Genomic DNA, 15,557 nt, shown 5'->3' with positions numbered 1-15,557 from the left:
GGATTTGCCCGATTCTTCGACCGGGGGGTGCCGTCAGGCACCGGAGGCGTCGGTGGAGCTGTCCAGGACCGGGTCGGCGTCCGGATCGTCGGGGATCAGGCCGCCGCCGTCGGGGAGGTCCGGGGTGTCCGGGACGGTGTCGGGGCCGATCTCGGCGTCGGGGTTCGCGGGGGCCGCGGGGGCGGTCGTACGGCTCTCGTGCGGCGGGGCCTCGGGTGGGGCCGGCGGTGCGGTGGGGGCGGGGCAGTTCTCGTCGTACGGCTGCTCGGTGGGGCAGTCGGGCGCGGGCCTCGGCGGGTCGGCGCCGAAGGACGGGTCCGGGGAGGCGCTGTCGCTCGGGGGGACCGTGGGGGGCGGGAGTTGCGGCTCGGGCGGGGGTACGACGTGGTCGTGCCGGCAGTCGTGGTGGATCCGGCGTTCGATCCAGGAGTGGTCGACGAGGTCGATGATCGTGATGTCGGTGACGACCTGCTCGCTCGGGGCCACCACCACCGCCTGGTCGGGCCGGTATCCGGGCCACGGCCGCCCGCTCACGACCGTGCCGTCCGGCATCGCGACCGGCGGTGTCAGGGGGTTGCCGCAGGCGCAGCGGACGCGCGGGACGCCCCGGTCGTCGACGAGGACGGCGGTGCCCGCCTGGAGGACGGACTGGAAGGCCCTCGCCCGGCCGCCGCGGTAGCCGTGGTCGGTGACCCGGGTGTCGGCGCGCAGGACGACGGGAGCGAGTGCGCGCAGGTGGTCCGGGACCGCTGCCGGGGAGACGCCCGCGACCCGCGCGAACGCGCTCACCCTCGACCGGTCGGCGGTGAGGTCGTCGATCTGCCGTTCCACGTCGCAGCTGCCGATCCGCTCGGTGCCGCCGTAGAGTCCGGGCGTCCCGCCGGAGACGGTCCGTGGGGCGGCCGGGTCCCGTTGGGGCGTTCGGGTGAGGGGCGGCGGCACGGTCGCCGCGGAGCGGGTGAAGGGGTCCGGCCCCTGGGCCGCCGCCGGCTGGAGCAGGAGCGCGCCGTCCGCCTCGCCAATGTTCTCGTCGCGGCCGCATCCTGCGACGAGGAGTGCCGCCGTCAGCACACAGGCCGTGACGAGGGTCCTGGTGGGTGTCCGCACCGCGTGCTCCCGTTCGTCCCGGGCAGTTCGCTCCTATTGTCTGCTTCGCTTACTTGGGTTACGCAAGCGGGAGGGGAGGTACACGGAGCGTCACGCAGGGTCCGGCTGGACAATGGAGGCAGGAGAGCACGGCCGTGGACTGGTTCACCGCACCCGACTACTGGCTGAGCCGGCTGGTCTTCCAGCGGGCTCTGGCGGGGCTGTACTTCGTCGCGTTCCTGGCGGCGGCCCTGCAGTTCCGGGCGCTGCTCGGGGAGCGCGGCATGCTGCCGGTCCCGCGTTTCGTGGCGCGGATCCCCTTCCGACGGGCACCGAGCCTGTTCCAACTCCACTACTCGGACCGGTTCTTCGCCCTCTGCGCGTGGACGGGCTGCGCGGTGGCGGTCGCGCTGGCCGCCGGGCTGGACTCCCGGCTGCCGCTGTGGGGCGGGATGCTGCTGTGGCTGGTGCCGTGGCTGCTGTATCTGTCGATCGTCAACGTGGGCCAGACCTGGTACGGATTCGGCTGGGAGTCCCTGCTGCTGGAGGTCGGCTTCCTGGCGGTGTTCCTCGGCAACGACGAGGTGGCCCCGCCGGTCGTGGTGGTGTTCCTGCTGCGCTGGGTCCTGTTCCGGGTCGAGTTCGGCGCGGGGCTCATCAAGATGCGCGGCGACGCCTGCTGGCGCAAGCTCACCTGCCTGGACCACCACCACGAGACACAGCCGATGCCGGGGCCGCTGAGCTGGTTCTTCCACCATCTGCCGAGGCCCGTGCACCGGGTCGAGGTGGCCGCGAACCACGTCACCCAGCTCGCCGTGCCCTTCCTGCTGTTCACGCCGCAGCCGTTCGCCACGGCGGCCGCGACCCTGATGATCGTGACCCAGCTCTGGCTCGTCCTCTCGGGCAACTTCGCCTGGCTGAACTGGATCACGATCGTGCTGGCGGTGTCGGCGCTGGAACTGTCGGGCGAGGCGCCGGAGCTGCCCGCGACCCCGCTCTGGTACGAGGTGACGGTCCTCGCCGTCGCCGCGCTGCTCCTCGCCCTGAGCTACCACCCGGTCCGCAACATGATCTCCCGGAGCCAGATCATGAACCGTTCCTTCGACCCGCTGCATCTCGTCAACACCTACGGCGCGTTCGGCAGCGTCAGCCGCGTCCGCTACGAGGTGGTGGTCGAGGGCACCGCGGACGACGTACCGCGCAGGGAATCCGAGTGGCGGGAGTACGAGTTCAAGGGCAAGCCGGGCGATCCACGGCGCTGGCCGCGCCAGTTCGCGCCCTACCATCTGCGTCTGGACTGGATGATGTGGTTCGCCGCGCTGTCCCCGGCGTACGCGGGGGCGTGGTTCGGCACGATGGTCGAACGGCTCCTGGAGAACGACCCCGCCACGCTGAGGCTGCTGCGCCGCTCCCCCTTCCCCGCGGACGAGCCGCCCCGCTACGTCCGCGCCCGCCTCTTCCGGTACCGGTACACGACGTGGCGGGAGCTGCGGGAGACGGGGGCGTGCTGGGAACGTACGTACGTGCGGGAGTTCCTGCCGCCCACCCGGTTGGCGGAAGCCGCGCACCATTAGAACGGGTCGGCGTACGGACGGTTCCGCACCCGCTCGTGGATCTCACGCAGCCACCGCTCGCGTACCGCGGGCAAGCGGGCCAGGGTGTGGAGGAACACACCCCAGTCGGGCCGGAACAGGGTGTGCGGGTGCAGCGGCAGTGGGTCGTCACGGAAGACTCCGTCGGGCATTCCCCCTGCCACGGGGATGGGCAACTGCCTCTGCGGGGAGACCAGTTGCGTCCAGATGTCACCGGCCAGCGGTACGGCGACGGTGCCGGGCGACTGCCATGTCCTGCCCGTCCGCGGGTGCGTGGGCACCAGGGCGATGTCGACCTCGGGGTCCGGGGCGGGCAGAGACGGGCCGGCGAGCGCCGCCGTCCTGGCCGGCCGCCCCGCCGGAAGCAGGGTGTCGAGTGCGTGGCGGAAGAGGTCCGCGACAGGTCCGTCGGGTACCGCCACGGGGGCCCCGTCCGAGGCCGCCAACAGGTGGGCCAGGGTCACTGCGGCCGCCGCCGCCCAGCGCGGGCTCCACCGTCCGCACTGGTCGACCCGCGGGGTCCTGTCCCGCGGTTCCGTGAGTGCCTGCCAGGAGTCCGCCTCCGGAGCCACGTCCTCGGCGGGGACGCCGCGCACGGCCTCGGGGTCGAGCCGGACCGACTGCCAGTACGAGCAGTCGTCGATGCGCGTGGCCACCGCCCGCCCGCACCTCTCGCACGCCAGGTTCGGGCCGTCCCTGCCGTCCAGGCCGCAGCAGAACCCGCCGCACCGCTCGGGGATCAGAACCGTGCCCCGCGTGTCGCCCGGGGCGACGAAGACCGCGCCGGGCGCGCCGTAGGACAGCGCGAAGACCGGCGCGTACACGCCTCGCTCCGCCGCCTCGTCCGCCCCGATCTCGTCCCAGCGGCGCCACGGCGGCCCCGAGGGTTCAAGGTCCACGGCGTAGGTGCCGGCCTCCATGAGCACCGGGAGCAGCGTCCCGTTCCCCCATATCTGGTGGACCTCGGCGGGAAGCGCGACCCGCGACACCTGCGCGGTCAGCACGGCGTCGCACCCCGCGCACACGAACACGGCCAAGCACCCTCCCCAACCCCTGGACCTCACGGGATTGTCCCGGTCGGCGGGTCGGCGGCCAACTGCTTTTCCGTGCGGCCTGCTTCTCCGTGCGGCTACGCCCCGGGAGCGGTGAGCCCGTAGACCCGGTCGGCCGTTTCTCCGAAGACCTGGGCGTGGGCGGACGCGGGTACCAACTGGCGTGCGGTGTCGAGCACTTCCGCGTAGGTCGCCGCCGGCGTGCACACCGGCCAGTCCGAGCCGAACATCACGCGGTCCGGGCCGAAGGCGTCCAGCACGGTGTCGGCGTACGGGCGGAGGTCGTCGACGGTCCAGGTGGCGGGGTCCGCCTCCGTCACCATGCCGGAGAGCTTGCAGACGGTGTTGGGACGGCCGGCGAGGGCGCGGACGTCGCTCGCCCAGGGTTCCAGGGTGCCGGAGGCGATGGGAGGTTTGCCCAAGTGGTCCAGGACGAAGGTGAGTCGCGGCAGCGACCGGGCCGCCTCGACGCAGGCGGGGAGCTGGTGCGGGAGGACCACGAGGTCGTAGACCAGGCCGGCGTCCGCCACGGCGGCCAGGCCCCGGCGTACGTCGGGGCGCAGCAGCCACTCGGGATCCGGCTCGGCCTGGACCTGGTGGCGGATGCCCTTGAGGTGGGTCCCGCCGGGGAGTTCACGCAGCCGGGCGAGTTCTTCGGCGATGTCGGGCCGGGTCAGGTCGGTCCAGCCGACGACGCCCGCGATCAACTCGTGCCCGGCCGCGAGGGCGAGGAACTCCGGGGTCTCCTCGGGCACGGTGACCGTCTGGACCAGGACCGTGCGGTCGACTCCCGCCGCGGCGGCCTCCGGTGCGAGGTCCGCCACCGTGAAGTTCCGTCGCAGCGGACTGTCCGAGGCGATCCAGTCCTGGTCGCGCACCGACAGGTCCCACACGTGGTGGTGGGCGTCCACGACCCTCACGGCAGCTCCCACACGACGGGCAGGCCCGCGTCGGCGCCCGCGCCGGAGTAGTCGTGCACCACGTCGAGGAGTTCGGCCATGCGGGCCTGCCAGGCGACGTTCACCGGGAGCTGCTCCAGTTCGGCGAGGAGGCGGCCGTAGTCCTCGCACTCCAGGACGTGGAAGAGGTCGGTGCCGCTGCGCCAGATCGTCCAGGAGGTGGCCCCGGCGGCGCGGATCGCGTCGGTGAGTTCGACGGGGACCTCGCGGTGGGCGGACTCGTACTCCTCGACACGGTCCGCGCGGACCTTGGTGTGCAGGGCGACTCTCATGACGGCTCCTCGGCGGTCAGGAGGTCTGCGTCGCGCAGCTCCTGCCAGAAGGCGGGGGGCACCGGGGTGGCGAACTGCTCGGCGGCGTCCCGGATCTCGGCCGCCGAGCGGGCGCCCACGAGGACGCTCGTGACGGCGGGGTGGGCCGCGCAGAAGGCGAGGGCGGCGGCCCGCAGACTGATGCCGTGGCGCTCGGCGACCTCTCGCATGCGCAGGGCCCGGTCCAGCAGGTCACCGGGGGCCTGCGCGTAGTTGTAGGTCGCGTCCGGCCTCGGATCCGCCAGCAGCCCGGAGTTGAAGGCTCCGCCGATCACCACGGACACGCCCCGCTCGACGGCGGCGGGCAGCAGGTCGGTGAGCGCGCTCTGGTCGAGCAGGGTGTAACGCCCTGCGCACAGCACCACGTCGACGTCGGTCTCGCGGACGAAGCGGGTGAGCATCCCGGCCTGGTTCATGCCGGCGCCGATCGCCCCGACGACACCCTCGGAACGGAGCTTCTCCAGGGCTGGATAGCCCTCGCGGAAGGCTTGGTCGGCGTGCTCGTCGGGGTCGTGCAGGTAGACGACGTCCACGCGGTCCAGGCCGAGCCGTTCGAGGCTCGCGTCGAGCGTGCGCCGTACGCCGTCGGCCGAGAAGTCCCAGACGCGCCGCCGCGTGGCGGGAACCGCGAAGGCGTTGGCCAGGTCGTCACCGCCGTCCGTGCACGGTTCCAGGCGACGGCCGACCTTCGTGGAGACCGTGAACTCCGCGCGCGGGAAAGCCTTCAGGGCCTCCCCCAGCCTGCGTTCCGACAGGCCCAGTCCGTAGTGCGGGGCGGTGTCGAAGTAGCGGATGCCGCTTTCCCAGGCGGCGGTGACCGCCTCGTGGGCCTGTTCGTCGGTCACCTCGGTGAAGAGGTTGCCGATGACGGCGCCGCCGAAGGCCAGTTCGCTGACGGGGACGCCGCTGCTGCCGAGGGTGTTCACCGGTCCACCGGCCTCAGGCGCAGGCCCTGCATGCCGCCGTCGACGGCGAGGGAGGTGCCGGTGGTGGCCCCGGAGAGCGGGCTCGCCAGGTAGGCGATGGCACCCGCGACCTCGTCGGCCGAGACGAGGCGGCCGGTGGGCTGGCGGGCCTCCAGGGCGGCCCGCTCGGCGGCGGGGTCGGGGGCCTTGGCGAGGAGGCGGCCGATCCACGGGGTGTCCGCCGTACCGGGGTTCACGCAGTTCACGCGGATGCCCTCGCGGACGTGGTCGGCGGCCATGGCGAGAGTCAGGGAGTACACGGCCCCCTTGGTGGCGCTGTACAGGGCTCGTTGCGGGAGGCCCGCGGTGGCCGCGATCGAGGAGGTGTTCACGATCGCCGCGTGCGCGGACTCGCGCAGGTGGGGCAGGGCGGCGCGGGCCACCCGGACCATGCCGACGACGTTGACGTCGAGGACGCGGTGCCATTCCTCGTCGTCGTTGTCCGCGACGGTGCCCTGGGCGCCGATGCCCGCGTTGTTGACCAGCACGTCGAGCCCGCCGAGGTCGGCGGCGGCCGCGGCGACGGCCTCGCGCACGGACGCGTCGTCGGTGACGTCGGCCCGGTAGGCGAGCAGCGGCTTCTCCACGGACGAGGGGTCCAGGTCGAGGACGGCGACCCGGGCACCGCGCGCCGCGAGGAGTTCCGCGGTGGCCCGGCCGATGCCGGAGGCGCCACCGGTCACCAGGGCCCTGAGACCCTCGAAGTCGCTCATGCCGCCTGCCCCTTCTTCTGTGCGTCGTTCTTCTGCGAGTCGTGCTTCTGTGTGTCGTCGGCGAGGTCTTCTGCCCAGAAGGCGCCGTCGGGGAACGTGTACCGCGCGATGGACTCCGGGCGCATGGCGGCCGAGAAGCCCGGCGCGGTGGGTGCCGTGTAGTGGCCGTCCCTGATCACCACGGGATCGAGGAAGTGGTCGTGCAGATGGTCGACGTACTCGATGACCCGGTTCTCGGTGGTGCCGGTGAGGGCCACGTAGTCGAACATCGACAGGTGCTGGACGAGTTCGCACAGGCCGACCCCGCCCGCGTGGGGGCAGACCGGTACGCCGAACTTGGCCGCGAGGAGCAGGATGGCGAGGTTCTCGTTGACGCCGCCGACGCGGGCCGCGTCGATCTGGACGACGTCGAGGGCGCCCGCCTGGAGGAGCTGCTTGAAGACGACCCGGTTCTGGACGTGCTCACCGGTGGCCACCTTCACCGGGGCGACGGCCCTGCGGACGGCGGCGTGGCCGAGGATGTCGTCGGGGCTGGTGGGCTCCTCGATCCAGTACGGGTCGAACTCGGCGAGCGCCTTGGTCCAGCGGATCGCCTCGTCGACGTCCCAGCGCTGGTTGGCGTCGATCGCCATGCGGATGCCGGGGCCGACGACCTGGCGGGCGACGCGGCAGCGCCGTATGTCGTCCTCCAGGTCCGCGCCGACCTTGAGCTTGATCTGGCGGAAGCCGTCGGTGACGGCCTCGGCGGCGAGCCGGGTGAGCTTCTCGTCGTCGTAGCCGAGCCAGCCGGCGGAGGTGGTGTACGCCGGGTAGCCGGTCGCGAGGAGCCGCGTGGCCCGCTCGTCGGCACCCTCCCGCCCTCGGCGCAGGAGCTCCAGGGCCTCCTCGGGGGTGAGCGCGTCCGTGAGGTAGCGGAAGTCGATCTGGCGGACCAGCCACTCGGGGTCGCCCTCTGCCAGCAGCCGCCACAGCGGCTTGTCCGCGCGTTTGGCGGCCAGGTCCCACACGGCGTTGACGACCGCGCCGATCGCCATGTGCATCACGCCCTTCTCGGGGCCGAGCCAGCGCAGCTGGCTGTCGCCGATCAGGTCGCGGTTCAACGTCCCCGGGTCCGCGCACAGTTCGTCGACGGACCGGCCCACGACGTGTCCGCGCAGCGCCTCGATCGCGGCGACCTGGACCTCGTTGCCCCGCCCGATGGTGAAGGTGAATCCGTGCCCCTGGTGCCCGTCGGCCGCGTCCGTGCGCAGCACGACGTAGGCCGCCGAGTAGTCGGGGTCCGGGTTCATCGCGTCGGAGCCGTCGAGCTCGCGCGAGGTGGGGAAGCGGATGTCGTAGGTGTCTACCGCGGTGATGCGGGCGGGCGTCGAGGACACGGAGGGCCTTTCGGTAGGTGACGGGGCGGGCGGGGCTCAGTCCTGCGCGCGCCCCGTCGTCACACGGGCGATCATGAGGGCGACCAGGATGATCCCGCCGTAGATGGCCTGGATCCAGAAGGACGGCACCTGGGCGAGCGTGAGCAGGTTCTGTACGACTCCCAGCAGGAGGACGCCGGTCAGGGCGCCGAACATGGTGCCCTTGCCGCCGTCGAGGCTGATGCCGCCGATCACCGCGGCCGCGAACACGGTGAAGATCATGTTCTGGCCCTGGTTGGCGCTGATCGCGCCGACGTAGCCGGTCTGCATGATGCCGCCGACGGAGGCGAGGACGCCGGCGACGACGAACACGCCCAGCATCACGCGTTCGACGCGGATGCCGGCGGCGCGGGCCGCGTCGGCGTTGCCGCCGATGGCGTACAGGGAACGGCCGATGCGGTGGTACTTGAGGACGAAACCGGTGACGGCGAAGGCGACGGCGGCGAGCCACACGGACATCGGGATGTTCAGGAAGGTCGTGGTGGCCAGGGCGTAGAAGCTGTCCGGCATTCCGAAGAGGGTCTTGCCCTTGGTCGCGCCGACGAGCAGTCCGCGCAGCACGATCAGCATCGCGAGCGTCACGATGAACGCGTTGAGCTTGAACTTGACGACCAGGACACCGTTGAAGGCGCCGACCGCCGCCCCGACCACGAGGATCGCCAACATGGCGAGGACGGCCGGGAACTCGGTCCCCCAGCCGGACTGGGCGGCGGGCAGGACGAGCAGGGCCCCTACGGCGGGCGCGATGCCGACGACCGACTCCAGGGAGAGGTCGAACTTGCCGGTGATCAGAACGAGGGACTCGGCCAGCACGACCATCGCGAGGGCCGCCGAGGCACCGAGGATCGAGATGAGGTTGCGCTCGGTGAGGAACGAGTCGTTGACGAAGGCGCCGAGCACCATGAGCAGCAACAGGGCGGGAACGAGGGCCAGTTCGCGGGCGCGGCGCAGCAGGACCGTCCGGGCCGCCCGCGCCTCGGGCACCCGCACGTGCTTCACCGGCGGAGCCTGGGTGTCAGCCATGGTGGTCCACTCCTTCGATGGAGGCGATCAGCTCGTGGTCGCGCCAGCCGGCCGGGTGTTCGGCGACCACGCGGCCGTGGAAGAGGACGAGGACGCGGTCGCAGCGGCGCAGGTCGTCGAGTTCGTCGGAGACGACGAGGACCGCGGTGCCGTCCTCGCGGGCGGTGTCCACGCGGGAGAGCAGGGACTCCTTGGACTTCACGTCGACGCCCGCGGTGGGGTTGATGAGGACGAGCAGGCGGGGGTCGGAGGCGAGGGCGCGGGCCATGACGACCTTCTGCGCGTTGCCGCCGGAGAGGTCGGACACGGGCTGGTCGGGGCCCTCGGTGTGGATGTCGAGGCGGTCGATCAGCTCGGTGGCGAAGCCGCGCTTGCGGTCGGTGCCGACGAAGCCGTGACGGCCGAGCCGGTCCAGGACGCTGAGGGTGGCGTTGTCGCCGATGGTCATGCCGAAGACCAGGCCCTGGGCGTGCCGGTCGCGCGGGACGAAGCCGACGCCGGCCTTCAGTGAGGCCTTCACGTCGCCGAACGGCAGTGGCCTGCCGTCCAGTTGCGCCGTTCCGCTCGTCGGGGTGTGCAGTCCCGTGAAGGACTCGGCGAGTTCGATCTTGCCGCTGCCGCTGATGCCGGCGAGTCCGACGACCTCACCGCGGCGCACGGTGAGGTCGACGTCCTGGTAGGCGTCGGAGGTGAGGCCGCGGGCGTCGAGGAGGACGGGCGCGTCGACCTCTCGTGTGCGCACGGCCTGTTCCTGTTCGGCGACGGTCTCTCCGGCCATGGCCTCGATCAGGGCCGCGCGAGGCATGTCGGCGACCGGGGCGGTGGTGATCCAGCGGGCGTCCCTGAGGACCGTCACCGTCTGGCACACCTCGTACACCTCCTGGAGGTGGTGCGAGATGAACAGGAAGGTGACACCGGAGTCCTGGAGTGCCCGCATCCGACCGAAGAGCCGCTCGATCTCCCGCTTGTCGAGCTGCGCGGTCGGCTCGTCGAGGACGATGAAGCGGGCGCCGAAGCTCAACGCCCTTGCGATCTCCACCATTTGGCGGTCCTCGACCTTGAGGTCGGCGGTGCGCGCCTCCGGGTCGACGCGCACGTCCCAGGTGTCGAGGAGTTCGGCGGCCTCCTTCCTCAGGCTGCGCCAGCTGATGAAGCCCTTCTTCAACGGCTGCCGGTTGATGAAGAGGTTCTCGGCGACCGTCAACTCGGGGACGACGGTGGGCTTCTGGTAGACGCAGGCGACCTTGGCGCGCCAGGCGTCCCGGTCGGTGAGCGGGGGCGCGGGCTCGCCGTCGAAGCGGACGGTGCCCTCGTCGGGGGCCTGGAGGCCGGTCAGGACGGTGACGAGGGTGGACTTGCCCGCGCCGTTGCGGCCGACGAGCGCGTGGGACTCGCCGGGCAGGACGGTGAGGCGGCCGTCGGCGAGGGCGGTCGTGGGGCCGTAGCGCTTGACGACCCCCTGAGCCTCAACGAGTGGGGTGCTCATTTGACCGTGTTGCCCCACAGCTTGGGGTCGTCGACGTTGTCCTTGGTGACCAGGGGCGCGGGGAGCTGGTCCTCGAGGATGCCGCTGGGCAGCTTGACGATCGTCGAGTCGTGGTCCGTCGGGCCGGGCTTGAAGGTCTTCCCCTCCATCGCCGCCTTGATGTAGTACATGCCGTACTTGGCGTAGAGGTCGGCGGGCTGGGAGACGGTGGCGTCGATCTCGCCCTTGCGGATGGCGTCGAACTCCTGCGGGATGCCGTCGTTGGAGACGATGGCGATGTGGCCCGCGGTGCCGGCCTTCTTCAGCATCCCCTTGGACTTGAGGGTCTGGAGGGTCGGCGCGAGGTAGACGCCACCGGCCTGCATGTAGATGCCCTTGATGTCGGGGTTGGCGTTCAGCAGGGTGCTCAGCTGCGAGGCGGCCGTGTCGGACTCCCACTTGGCGGGGATCTCCAGGACCTTGAGCTTCGGGAAGTTCTTCTTCACGCAGGCCCGGAAGGCCTCGGAGCGGTCGCGGCCGTTGACGGAGGCCAGGTCGCCCATGATCTGCACGACCTTGCCGGAGGTGATGTGCTCCCCGAGGTACTGGCAGGCCTTCTCGCCGTACGAGACGTTGTTGGCCCGTACGACCATGGCGACCTTGCCCTTGTCGGGGGCCACGTCGACGGCGACCACGGGGACGCCCTTGCGTTCGGCCTGGTCGAGGCCGGCCTCGATGGCGGCGCTGTCCAGCGGGGCGACGACCAGGCCCTTGACGCCCTGGTTGAGCTCGTTGTTGATGTCGGTGATCTGCTGGGAGGGATCGCTGTTGGAGTTGACGGTCTTCAGCGTGTCCACCCCCTCGGACTTGGCCATCTTGGGCACGTAGTCGTTGTACGACTGCCAGAAGGGCGAGGTCAGCAGCGGCAGGATCACGCCCACCTTGCCGGTCCCGTCACCTCCCGCACTGCCGGCGCTGCCGGTGTCCTTGGTGCTGCCGCACGCGGCGAGCACGAGCGAGGCGCTCGCGGCCGCGGCCACCGCACCGATGATCCGAATTCTGTTCCGCTTCCCCACTGTCCTGCCGGGCATCTGGCGGCTCCTCGTTGAGCGTGTTCTCGCATGGTCGAACATGAACGTGTTCGAGCAGATGACGGCATACTTATCAGACCACTCGCTCTCGGCAATACCCTCTGACGGCAATTTTCCTCGCCTTCGGGCCATAGTGGTCCGACCACATCGCTGGTTAGACTGCGTCGCACCCGGCGAACGGCATCAGGTGAGCGGCATCCGGTGAGTGGAGGAATGGCGTGGACGAGACAGCCCCGCAGAAGGGCACCGTGACGCAACGCGCCATCGAGCAGATCAAGGCGATGATCGGCGAGGGCCGCCTGGAGCCGGGGCAGCGGCTGCCGACCGAGCGCGATCTGGCGGCCCAGCTGGGCATCTCCCGCAGTTCGATGCGGGAGGCGATCCGCGCGCTGACGGTCATGGGGGTGCTGGAGGCGCGGCACGGCTCAGGCATCTACGTCACCCGGCTGGAGGCCGGCGACCTGCTGGAGACCTTCGGCGTGGTCGCCGACCTGTCCCGGGGCCCGCAACTGGTGGAGCTCCTCGAAGTCCGCCGCGTCCTGGAGTCGACGGCGACCGCGCTGGCCGCCGCCCGGATCACCCCCGACCAGCTCGCCGAGGTCGAGAAACACCTCACGGCCATGAACGCCACCGACGACCCGGAGGAGATCCTCGCCCACGACCTGGCCTTCCACCGCGAGATCGCCGTGGCCGCCGGCAACGACACCATGGCGGCGATCCTGGAGGGCCTGTCCTCGCGCACCTTCCGGGCCCGGGTCTGGCGCGGCTACCAGGAGGAGGGTGCCTTCGAACGCACCCGGCGCGAGCACGCGGCGATCCACCGTGCCCTGGTGGCCCACGACCCGGAGGCGGCCCGGGCGGCGGCGGCCGCGCACGTGGGCGAGGTGGAGGAGTGGCTGCGGGCGCAGCTCGGGGCGTGAGCGAAGGGGAGGGTGAGGTGGGGTGTGGCTGGGCGTACCGGTGGTCGGGTGGGCGGGGGGTCACGAACTCCCCGGCCCGGAAGGGGGAGCCCCTTACCGGCGACGTGGTGTCCAGTGCCATGATCGACAGCGCGTGCGAGCGGACGCGGTTGCCCCTACGACAGACCCCCGGATGAGCGTCGCTCGTCAGCGCATGACCTGACCCCACCCACGCCGTCGTCGGCCCGTCCGGCGCGGTCGCCGCACCGGGCACGGTCCGCTGGGTGCCCTGGTCTTTCCGGCATACCGGGCGAACGAGCATCCGCACCGGCCGTCCGACGCCCCGCACCGGCATGTGATCGTGGACTGCACCGCGTACCGACACACCTGGAAAGCCGTGCGCCCCGACGGGAACAGGCGGTCCGTACTGCGCGGTTGCACCCAGCGAGGGGCCGGTGTCGCACGGGGGGACAGGGAGAGCACGCCCTCGTCCGCCCACGACATCCGGGCCCCGGATCGCGGCACCCGCCGCCTTTGCATCCAGACGTGTTTTCGCAGGAGGACTGTTTCATGACTGACCGGCCCTTGACGCTCATGGCGGTACACGCCCACCCCGACGACGAGGCCACCGGAACCGGAGGGGTCCTCGCGCGCTACGCGGCGGAAGGTGTCCGCACGGTTCTCGTGACCTGTACCGACGGCGCATGCGGTGACGGACCGGGGGGTGTCAAGCCGGGGGATCCCGGTCATGATCCGGCGGCGGTCGCCCTGATGCGCCGCCAGGAACTCGAGGCGAGCTGCGAGGTTCTCAAGATCAGCGATCTGGAGATGCTGGACTACGCCGACTCCGGGATGATGGGCTGGCCGACCAACGAGGCGCCCGGATCCTTCTGGCAGACCCCGGTCGAGGAAGGCGCGGCCCGACTCGCGGAACTCATGCGGCACTACCGACCCGATGTGGTCGTCACCTATGACGAGAACGGCTTCTACGGGCACCCCGACCACATCCAGGCCCACCGCATCACCATGGCGGCGCTGGAGATGACCACGCTGACGCCCAAGGTGTACTGGACGACGATGCCCCGCTCGATGATGCGGCGGTTCGGCGAGATCATGCGCGAGTTCGCTCCGGACATGCCGGAACCGGACCCCGCCGAGGCCGCCGCGCTGGCCGAGATCGGCCTGCCCGACGACGAGATCACCACGTGGGTGGACACCACTTCGTTCAGCGGCCAGAAGTTCGACGCGCTGGCCGCGCACGCCAGTCAGGGCGAGAACATCTTCTTCCTCAGGATGGGCAAGGAGAGGTTCGGCGAGCTGATGGGCATGGAGACCTTCGTGCGGGTCAAGGACACCACCGGCGCGGCCCTGCCCGAGAAGGACCTCTTCGACGGGCTGAGGTAGACGCGCCCAGGACCCGTCACTCGTCGAAGCGACGCCGGGCCGCCTCGATGTGACCCAGGTACTGGTGGGTCCAGCCGCCCACCCCGTCGACCGTGGCCCGCAACGCCCGGCCCGGCTCGGTGAGGGTGTACTCCACGCGCGGCGGCACGGTGGGGTGCACCTGCCGGTCGACGAGGCCGTGGCGCTCCCGCATGCGCAGGTTCTGCGTGAGCATCTTGTGGCTGACGCCCTCGACCTCGTCGCGCAGCTCGCTGAAGCGCAGGGTGCGCTCCCCGAGCGCCTCGATGATCAAAAACGCCCACTTGTCGGCGACGTCCGAGGAGATCTCGCGCGCCAGCGAGTCGGCGCGCCTCAGGTCCGCGTCCTCGGGTGAGCCGAAGAGACGCTGCGGGAGCCGCTCGGCGGCGGTCTCGGGGCGGCAGCGCCCCGGGGACCGTCGCTCACCGGCACGCCCGGCCCGGGAGCCATCCCCCCGTCCTCCCGTCCGTAGGCCACGAGGGCGATCTCCCGGCCGCGACTCCGGCCGTCACCGACCGGCGTACCTCAGGCTGCCTCTGGCGCCACACCGGTGGCCCGTGTCGCAGTCCAAGGAGAGGTGCATGCCCCGATTCCCCCACCTGGCCGGTATCGCCGCGACCGCCGTCGCCCTCGGCGTACTCGCGACGGCTCCCGCGTCCGGTCACGAACCGATCGTCTCGCAGCCGCGCGTGGTCGCCCACTTCGACTTCGCCGCCGGGGAGACACCCGAGAACATCGCGGTCGAACCCGACGGCTCCGCCGACCTGACCTTCGCCTTCGCCCGTCAGGTCGCCAACGTCACCCGTGATGGAGACATCCGCAGACGCGTCACCCTGCCGGCCGTCGCGAACCCGGACACCCCCATCGTCCACAACGCCATCGTGCTCGGCATCGCCCGCGCCCACGACGGAACCCTCTACGTCAACTACGCCACCGGCACCAGCAGGACGGGCGTCTGGCGCATCGCGCCCGACGGCAGCGAGCCCCGGCAGATCGCGAAACTGCCGGCCGACGGGCTGCCCAACGGCCTCGCCCTCGACGAGCACCGGGGCGTGCTCTACGCGGCCGACTCGGTGCGGGGAACCGTCTGGCGCGTGCCGGTGACAGGAGGTGAGCGCACCGCGTGGGCCACCGGAACGGCCCTCACCCCGGTCCCGTCCGGAACCGGCTTCGGCGCCAACGGCATCAAGGTCCACGGCGACGCCGTCTGGGTGTCCAACACCGACCGCGGGACGCTGCTGCGCATCCCCGTACGTCCCGACGGCTCCGCGGGCACGATCGAGACCCGGGCGACGGGGCTCGGCGGTATCGACGACTTCGCGTTCACCTCGCGCCACGCGGACACCGTCCTCGCCGCGCTGAACGGCGCCAACCAGGTCGTGGTGGTGTGCCCGGACGGCTCCCACTCCGTCGTCCTCACCGAGCGGGACGGGCTCTCGAACCCCACCTCCGTGGCCGTACGCCACCGGACGGTCTACGTCCCGAGCGCCTCGTACTTCGCCACCGAGCCCGACCCGAACCTGCTCCTGGCGCGGCTGAACCATGAATAGGGTCTGACCGAGCG

General features: G+C 71.4%; 15 protein-coding genes. 4 read left to right on the top strand and 11 right to left on the bottom strand.

The window, feature by feature from the left end; genetic code table 11:
• Nucleotides 1-33: 33 nt before the first annotated feature.
• Nucleotides 34-1,107: a DUF6777 domain-containing protein gene (locus ABZ098_RS15515; protein ID WP_356591135.1), complete on the bottom strand. Its 1,074-nt coding sequence runs from the start codon at nt 1,105-1,107 to the stop codon at nt 34-36.
• 134 nt (nt 1,108-1,241) lie between these two features.
• On the opposite strand from ABZ098_RS15515, the gene ABZ098_RS15510 reads away from it, so the two are divergent.
• Nucleotides 1,242-2,660 carry a lipase maturation factor family protein gene (locus ABZ098_RS15510; RefSeq protein WP_356591133.1) on the top strand — a complete coding sequence of 473 codons (1,419 nt, stop codon included), beginning with the start codon at nt 1,242-1,244 and terminating at the stop codon, nt 2,658-2,660.
• Here ABZ098_RS15510 and ABZ098_RS15505 read toward each other — a convergent pair.
• The 9 genes from ABZ098_RS15505 to ABZ098_RS15465 form a co-directional block, all read right to left on the bottom strand.
• On the bottom strand, nt 2,657-3,715 hold the full coding sequence (locus ABZ098_RS15505) for a hypothetical protein (protein ID WP_356591131.1): 1,059 nt from the start codon (nt 3,713-3,715) through the stop codon (nt 2,657-2,659). The two genes, ABZ098_RS15510 and ABZ098_RS15505, sit on opposite strands and share 4 nt — an antisense overlap.
• 92 nt (nt 3,716-3,807) lie before the next feature.
• Nucleotides 3,808-4,650, bottom strand: a complete 843-nt coding sequence (locus tag ABZ098_RS15500; RefSeq protein ID WP_356591129.1) for an amidohydrolase family protein — start codon at nt 4,648-4,650, stop codon at nt 3,808-3,810.
• Nucleotides 4,647-4,961 (bottom strand): L-rhamnose mutarotase, encoded by a 315-nt coding sequence (locus ABZ098_RS15495; RefSeq protein WP_356591127.1) that lies wholly within the window; start codon nt 4,959-4,961, stop codon nt 4,647-4,649. The genes ABZ098_RS15500 and ABZ098_RS15495 overlap by 4 nt, the downstream gene beginning before the upstream one ends.
• Nucleotides 4,958-5,926, bottom strand: coding sequence for an aldo/keto reductase (locus ABZ098_RS15490; RefSeq protein ID WP_356591125.1), 969 nt, complete (start codon nt 5,924-5,926; stop codon nt 4,958-4,960). The genes ABZ098_RS15495 and ABZ098_RS15490 overlap by 4 nt, the downstream gene beginning before the upstream one ends.
• Entirely contained in the window at nt 5,923-6,678 is a 756-nt protein-coding gene (locus tag ABZ098_RS15485) for an SDR family oxidoreductase (RefSeq protein WP_356591123.1), read from the bottom strand. Before ABZ098_RS15485 ends, ABZ098_RS15490 begins: the two co-directional genes overlap by 4 nt.
• Nucleotides 6,675-8,054, bottom strand: coding sequence for an L-fuconate dehydratase (locus ABZ098_RS15480; protein ID WP_356591121.1), 1,380 nt, complete (start codon nt 8,052-8,054; stop codon nt 6,675-6,677). The genes ABZ098_RS15485 and ABZ098_RS15480 overlap by 4 nt, the downstream gene beginning before the upstream one ends.
• A gap of 36 nt (nt 8,055-8,090) precedes the next feature.
• The gene (locus ABZ098_RS15475) at nt 8,091-9,116 is read right to left on the bottom strand and encodes an ABC transporter permease (RefSeq protein WP_356591119.1); all 1,026 of its coding nucleotides are present in this window, start codon (nt 9,114-9,116) and stop codon (nt 8,091-8,093) included.
• Complete coding sequence (locus ABZ098_RS15470; protein WP_356591117.1) at nt 9,109-10,602, bottom strand: sugar ABC transporter ATP-binding protein; 1,494 nt, start codon at nt 10,600-10,602, stop codon at nt 9,109-9,111. Before ABZ098_RS15470 ends, ABZ098_RS15475 begins: the two co-directional genes overlap by 8 nt.
• Nucleotides 10,599-11,672, bottom strand: a complete 1,074-nt coding sequence (locus ABZ098_RS15465) for a sugar ABC transporter substrate-binding protein (protein WP_356591115.1) — start codon at nt 11,670-11,672, stop codon at nt 10,599-10,601. Before ABZ098_RS15465 ends, ABZ098_RS15470 begins: the two co-directional genes overlap by 4 nt.
• Nucleotides 11,673-11,890: 218 nt before the next feature.
• On the opposite strand from ABZ098_RS15465, the gene ABZ098_RS15460 reads away from it, so the two are divergent.
• Both ABZ098_RS15460 and ABZ098_RS15455 read left to right on the top strand, forming a co-directional pair.
• Nucleotides 11,891-12,592: a FadR/GntR family transcriptional regulator gene (locus tag ABZ098_RS15460; RefSeq protein WP_356591113.1), complete on the top strand. Its 702-nt coding sequence runs from the start codon at nt 11,891-11,893 to the stop codon at nt 12,590-12,592.
• A 549-nt stretch (nt 12,593-13,141) separates the two neighbouring features.
• A complete protein-coding gene (locus tag ABZ098_RS15455; protein ID WP_356591111.1) occupies nt 13,142-13,975 on the top strand; it encodes a PIG-L family deacetylase in 834 nt (277 codons plus the stop codon).
• A gap of 16 nt (nt 13,976-13,991) precedes the next feature.
• On the opposite strand, the gene ABZ098_RS15450 is transcribed toward ABZ098_RS15455, so the two are convergent.
• Nucleotides 13,992-14,330: a helix-turn-helix domain-containing protein gene (locus ABZ098_RS15450; RefSeq protein WP_356591444.1), complete on the bottom strand. Its 339-nt coding sequence runs from the start codon at nt 14,328-14,330 to the stop codon at nt 13,992-13,994.
• Nucleotides 14,331-14,574: 244 nt separating this feature from the next.
• On the opposite strand from ABZ098_RS15450, the gene ABZ098_RS15445 reads away from it, so the two are divergent.
• Nucleotides 14,575-15,543 (top strand): hypothetical protein, encoded by a 969-nt coding sequence (locus ABZ098_RS15445; protein ID WP_356591109.1) that lies wholly within the window; start codon nt 14,575-14,577, stop codon nt 15,541-15,543.
• Nucleotides 15,544-15,557 lie beyond the last annotated feature (14 nt).

The organism is Streptomyces sp. NPDC006335 (genome assembly GCF_040612795.1).
Taxonomy (GTDB): Bacteria; Actinomycetota; Actinomycetes; order Streptomycetales; family Streptomycetaceae; genus Streptomyces.
The sequence above is the reverse complement of the archived record's forward strand: the minus strand, read 5'-3'. Positions and strand labels throughout refer to the sequence as shown.

Bases quoted from the DNA above. Each gene is read 5' to 3' on its own strand.
- ABZ098_RS15495 (WP_356591127.1), bottom strand. From the start codon at position 4,961: ATGAGAGTCGCCCTGCACACCAAGGTCCGCGCGGACCGTGTCGAGGAG.
- ABZ098_RS15485 (WP_356591123.1), bottom strand. From the start codon at position 6,678: ATGAGCGACTTCGAGGGTCTCAGGGCCCTGGTGACCGGTGGCGCCTCC.
- ABZ098_RS15475 (WP_356591119.1), bottom strand. From the start codon at position 9,116: ATGGCTGACACCCAGGCTCCGCCGGTGAAGCACGTGCGGGTGCCCGAG.
- ABZ098_RS15470 (WP_356591117.1), bottom strand. From the start codon at position 10,602: ATGAGCACCCCACTCGTTGAGGCTCAGGGGGTCGTCAAGCGCTACGGC.
- ABZ098_RS15465 (WP_356591115.1), bottom strand. From the start codon at position 11,672: ATGCCCGGCAGGACAGTGGGGAAGCGGAACAGAATTCGGATCATCGGT.
- ABZ098_RS15455 (WP_356591111.1), top strand. From the start codon at position 13,142: ATGACTGACCGGCCCTTGACGCTCATGGCGGTACACGCCCACCCCGAC.
- ABZ098_RS15445 (WP_356591109.1), top strand. From the start codon at position 14,575: ATGCCCCGATTCCCCCACCTGGCCGGTATCGCCGCGACCGCCGTCGCC.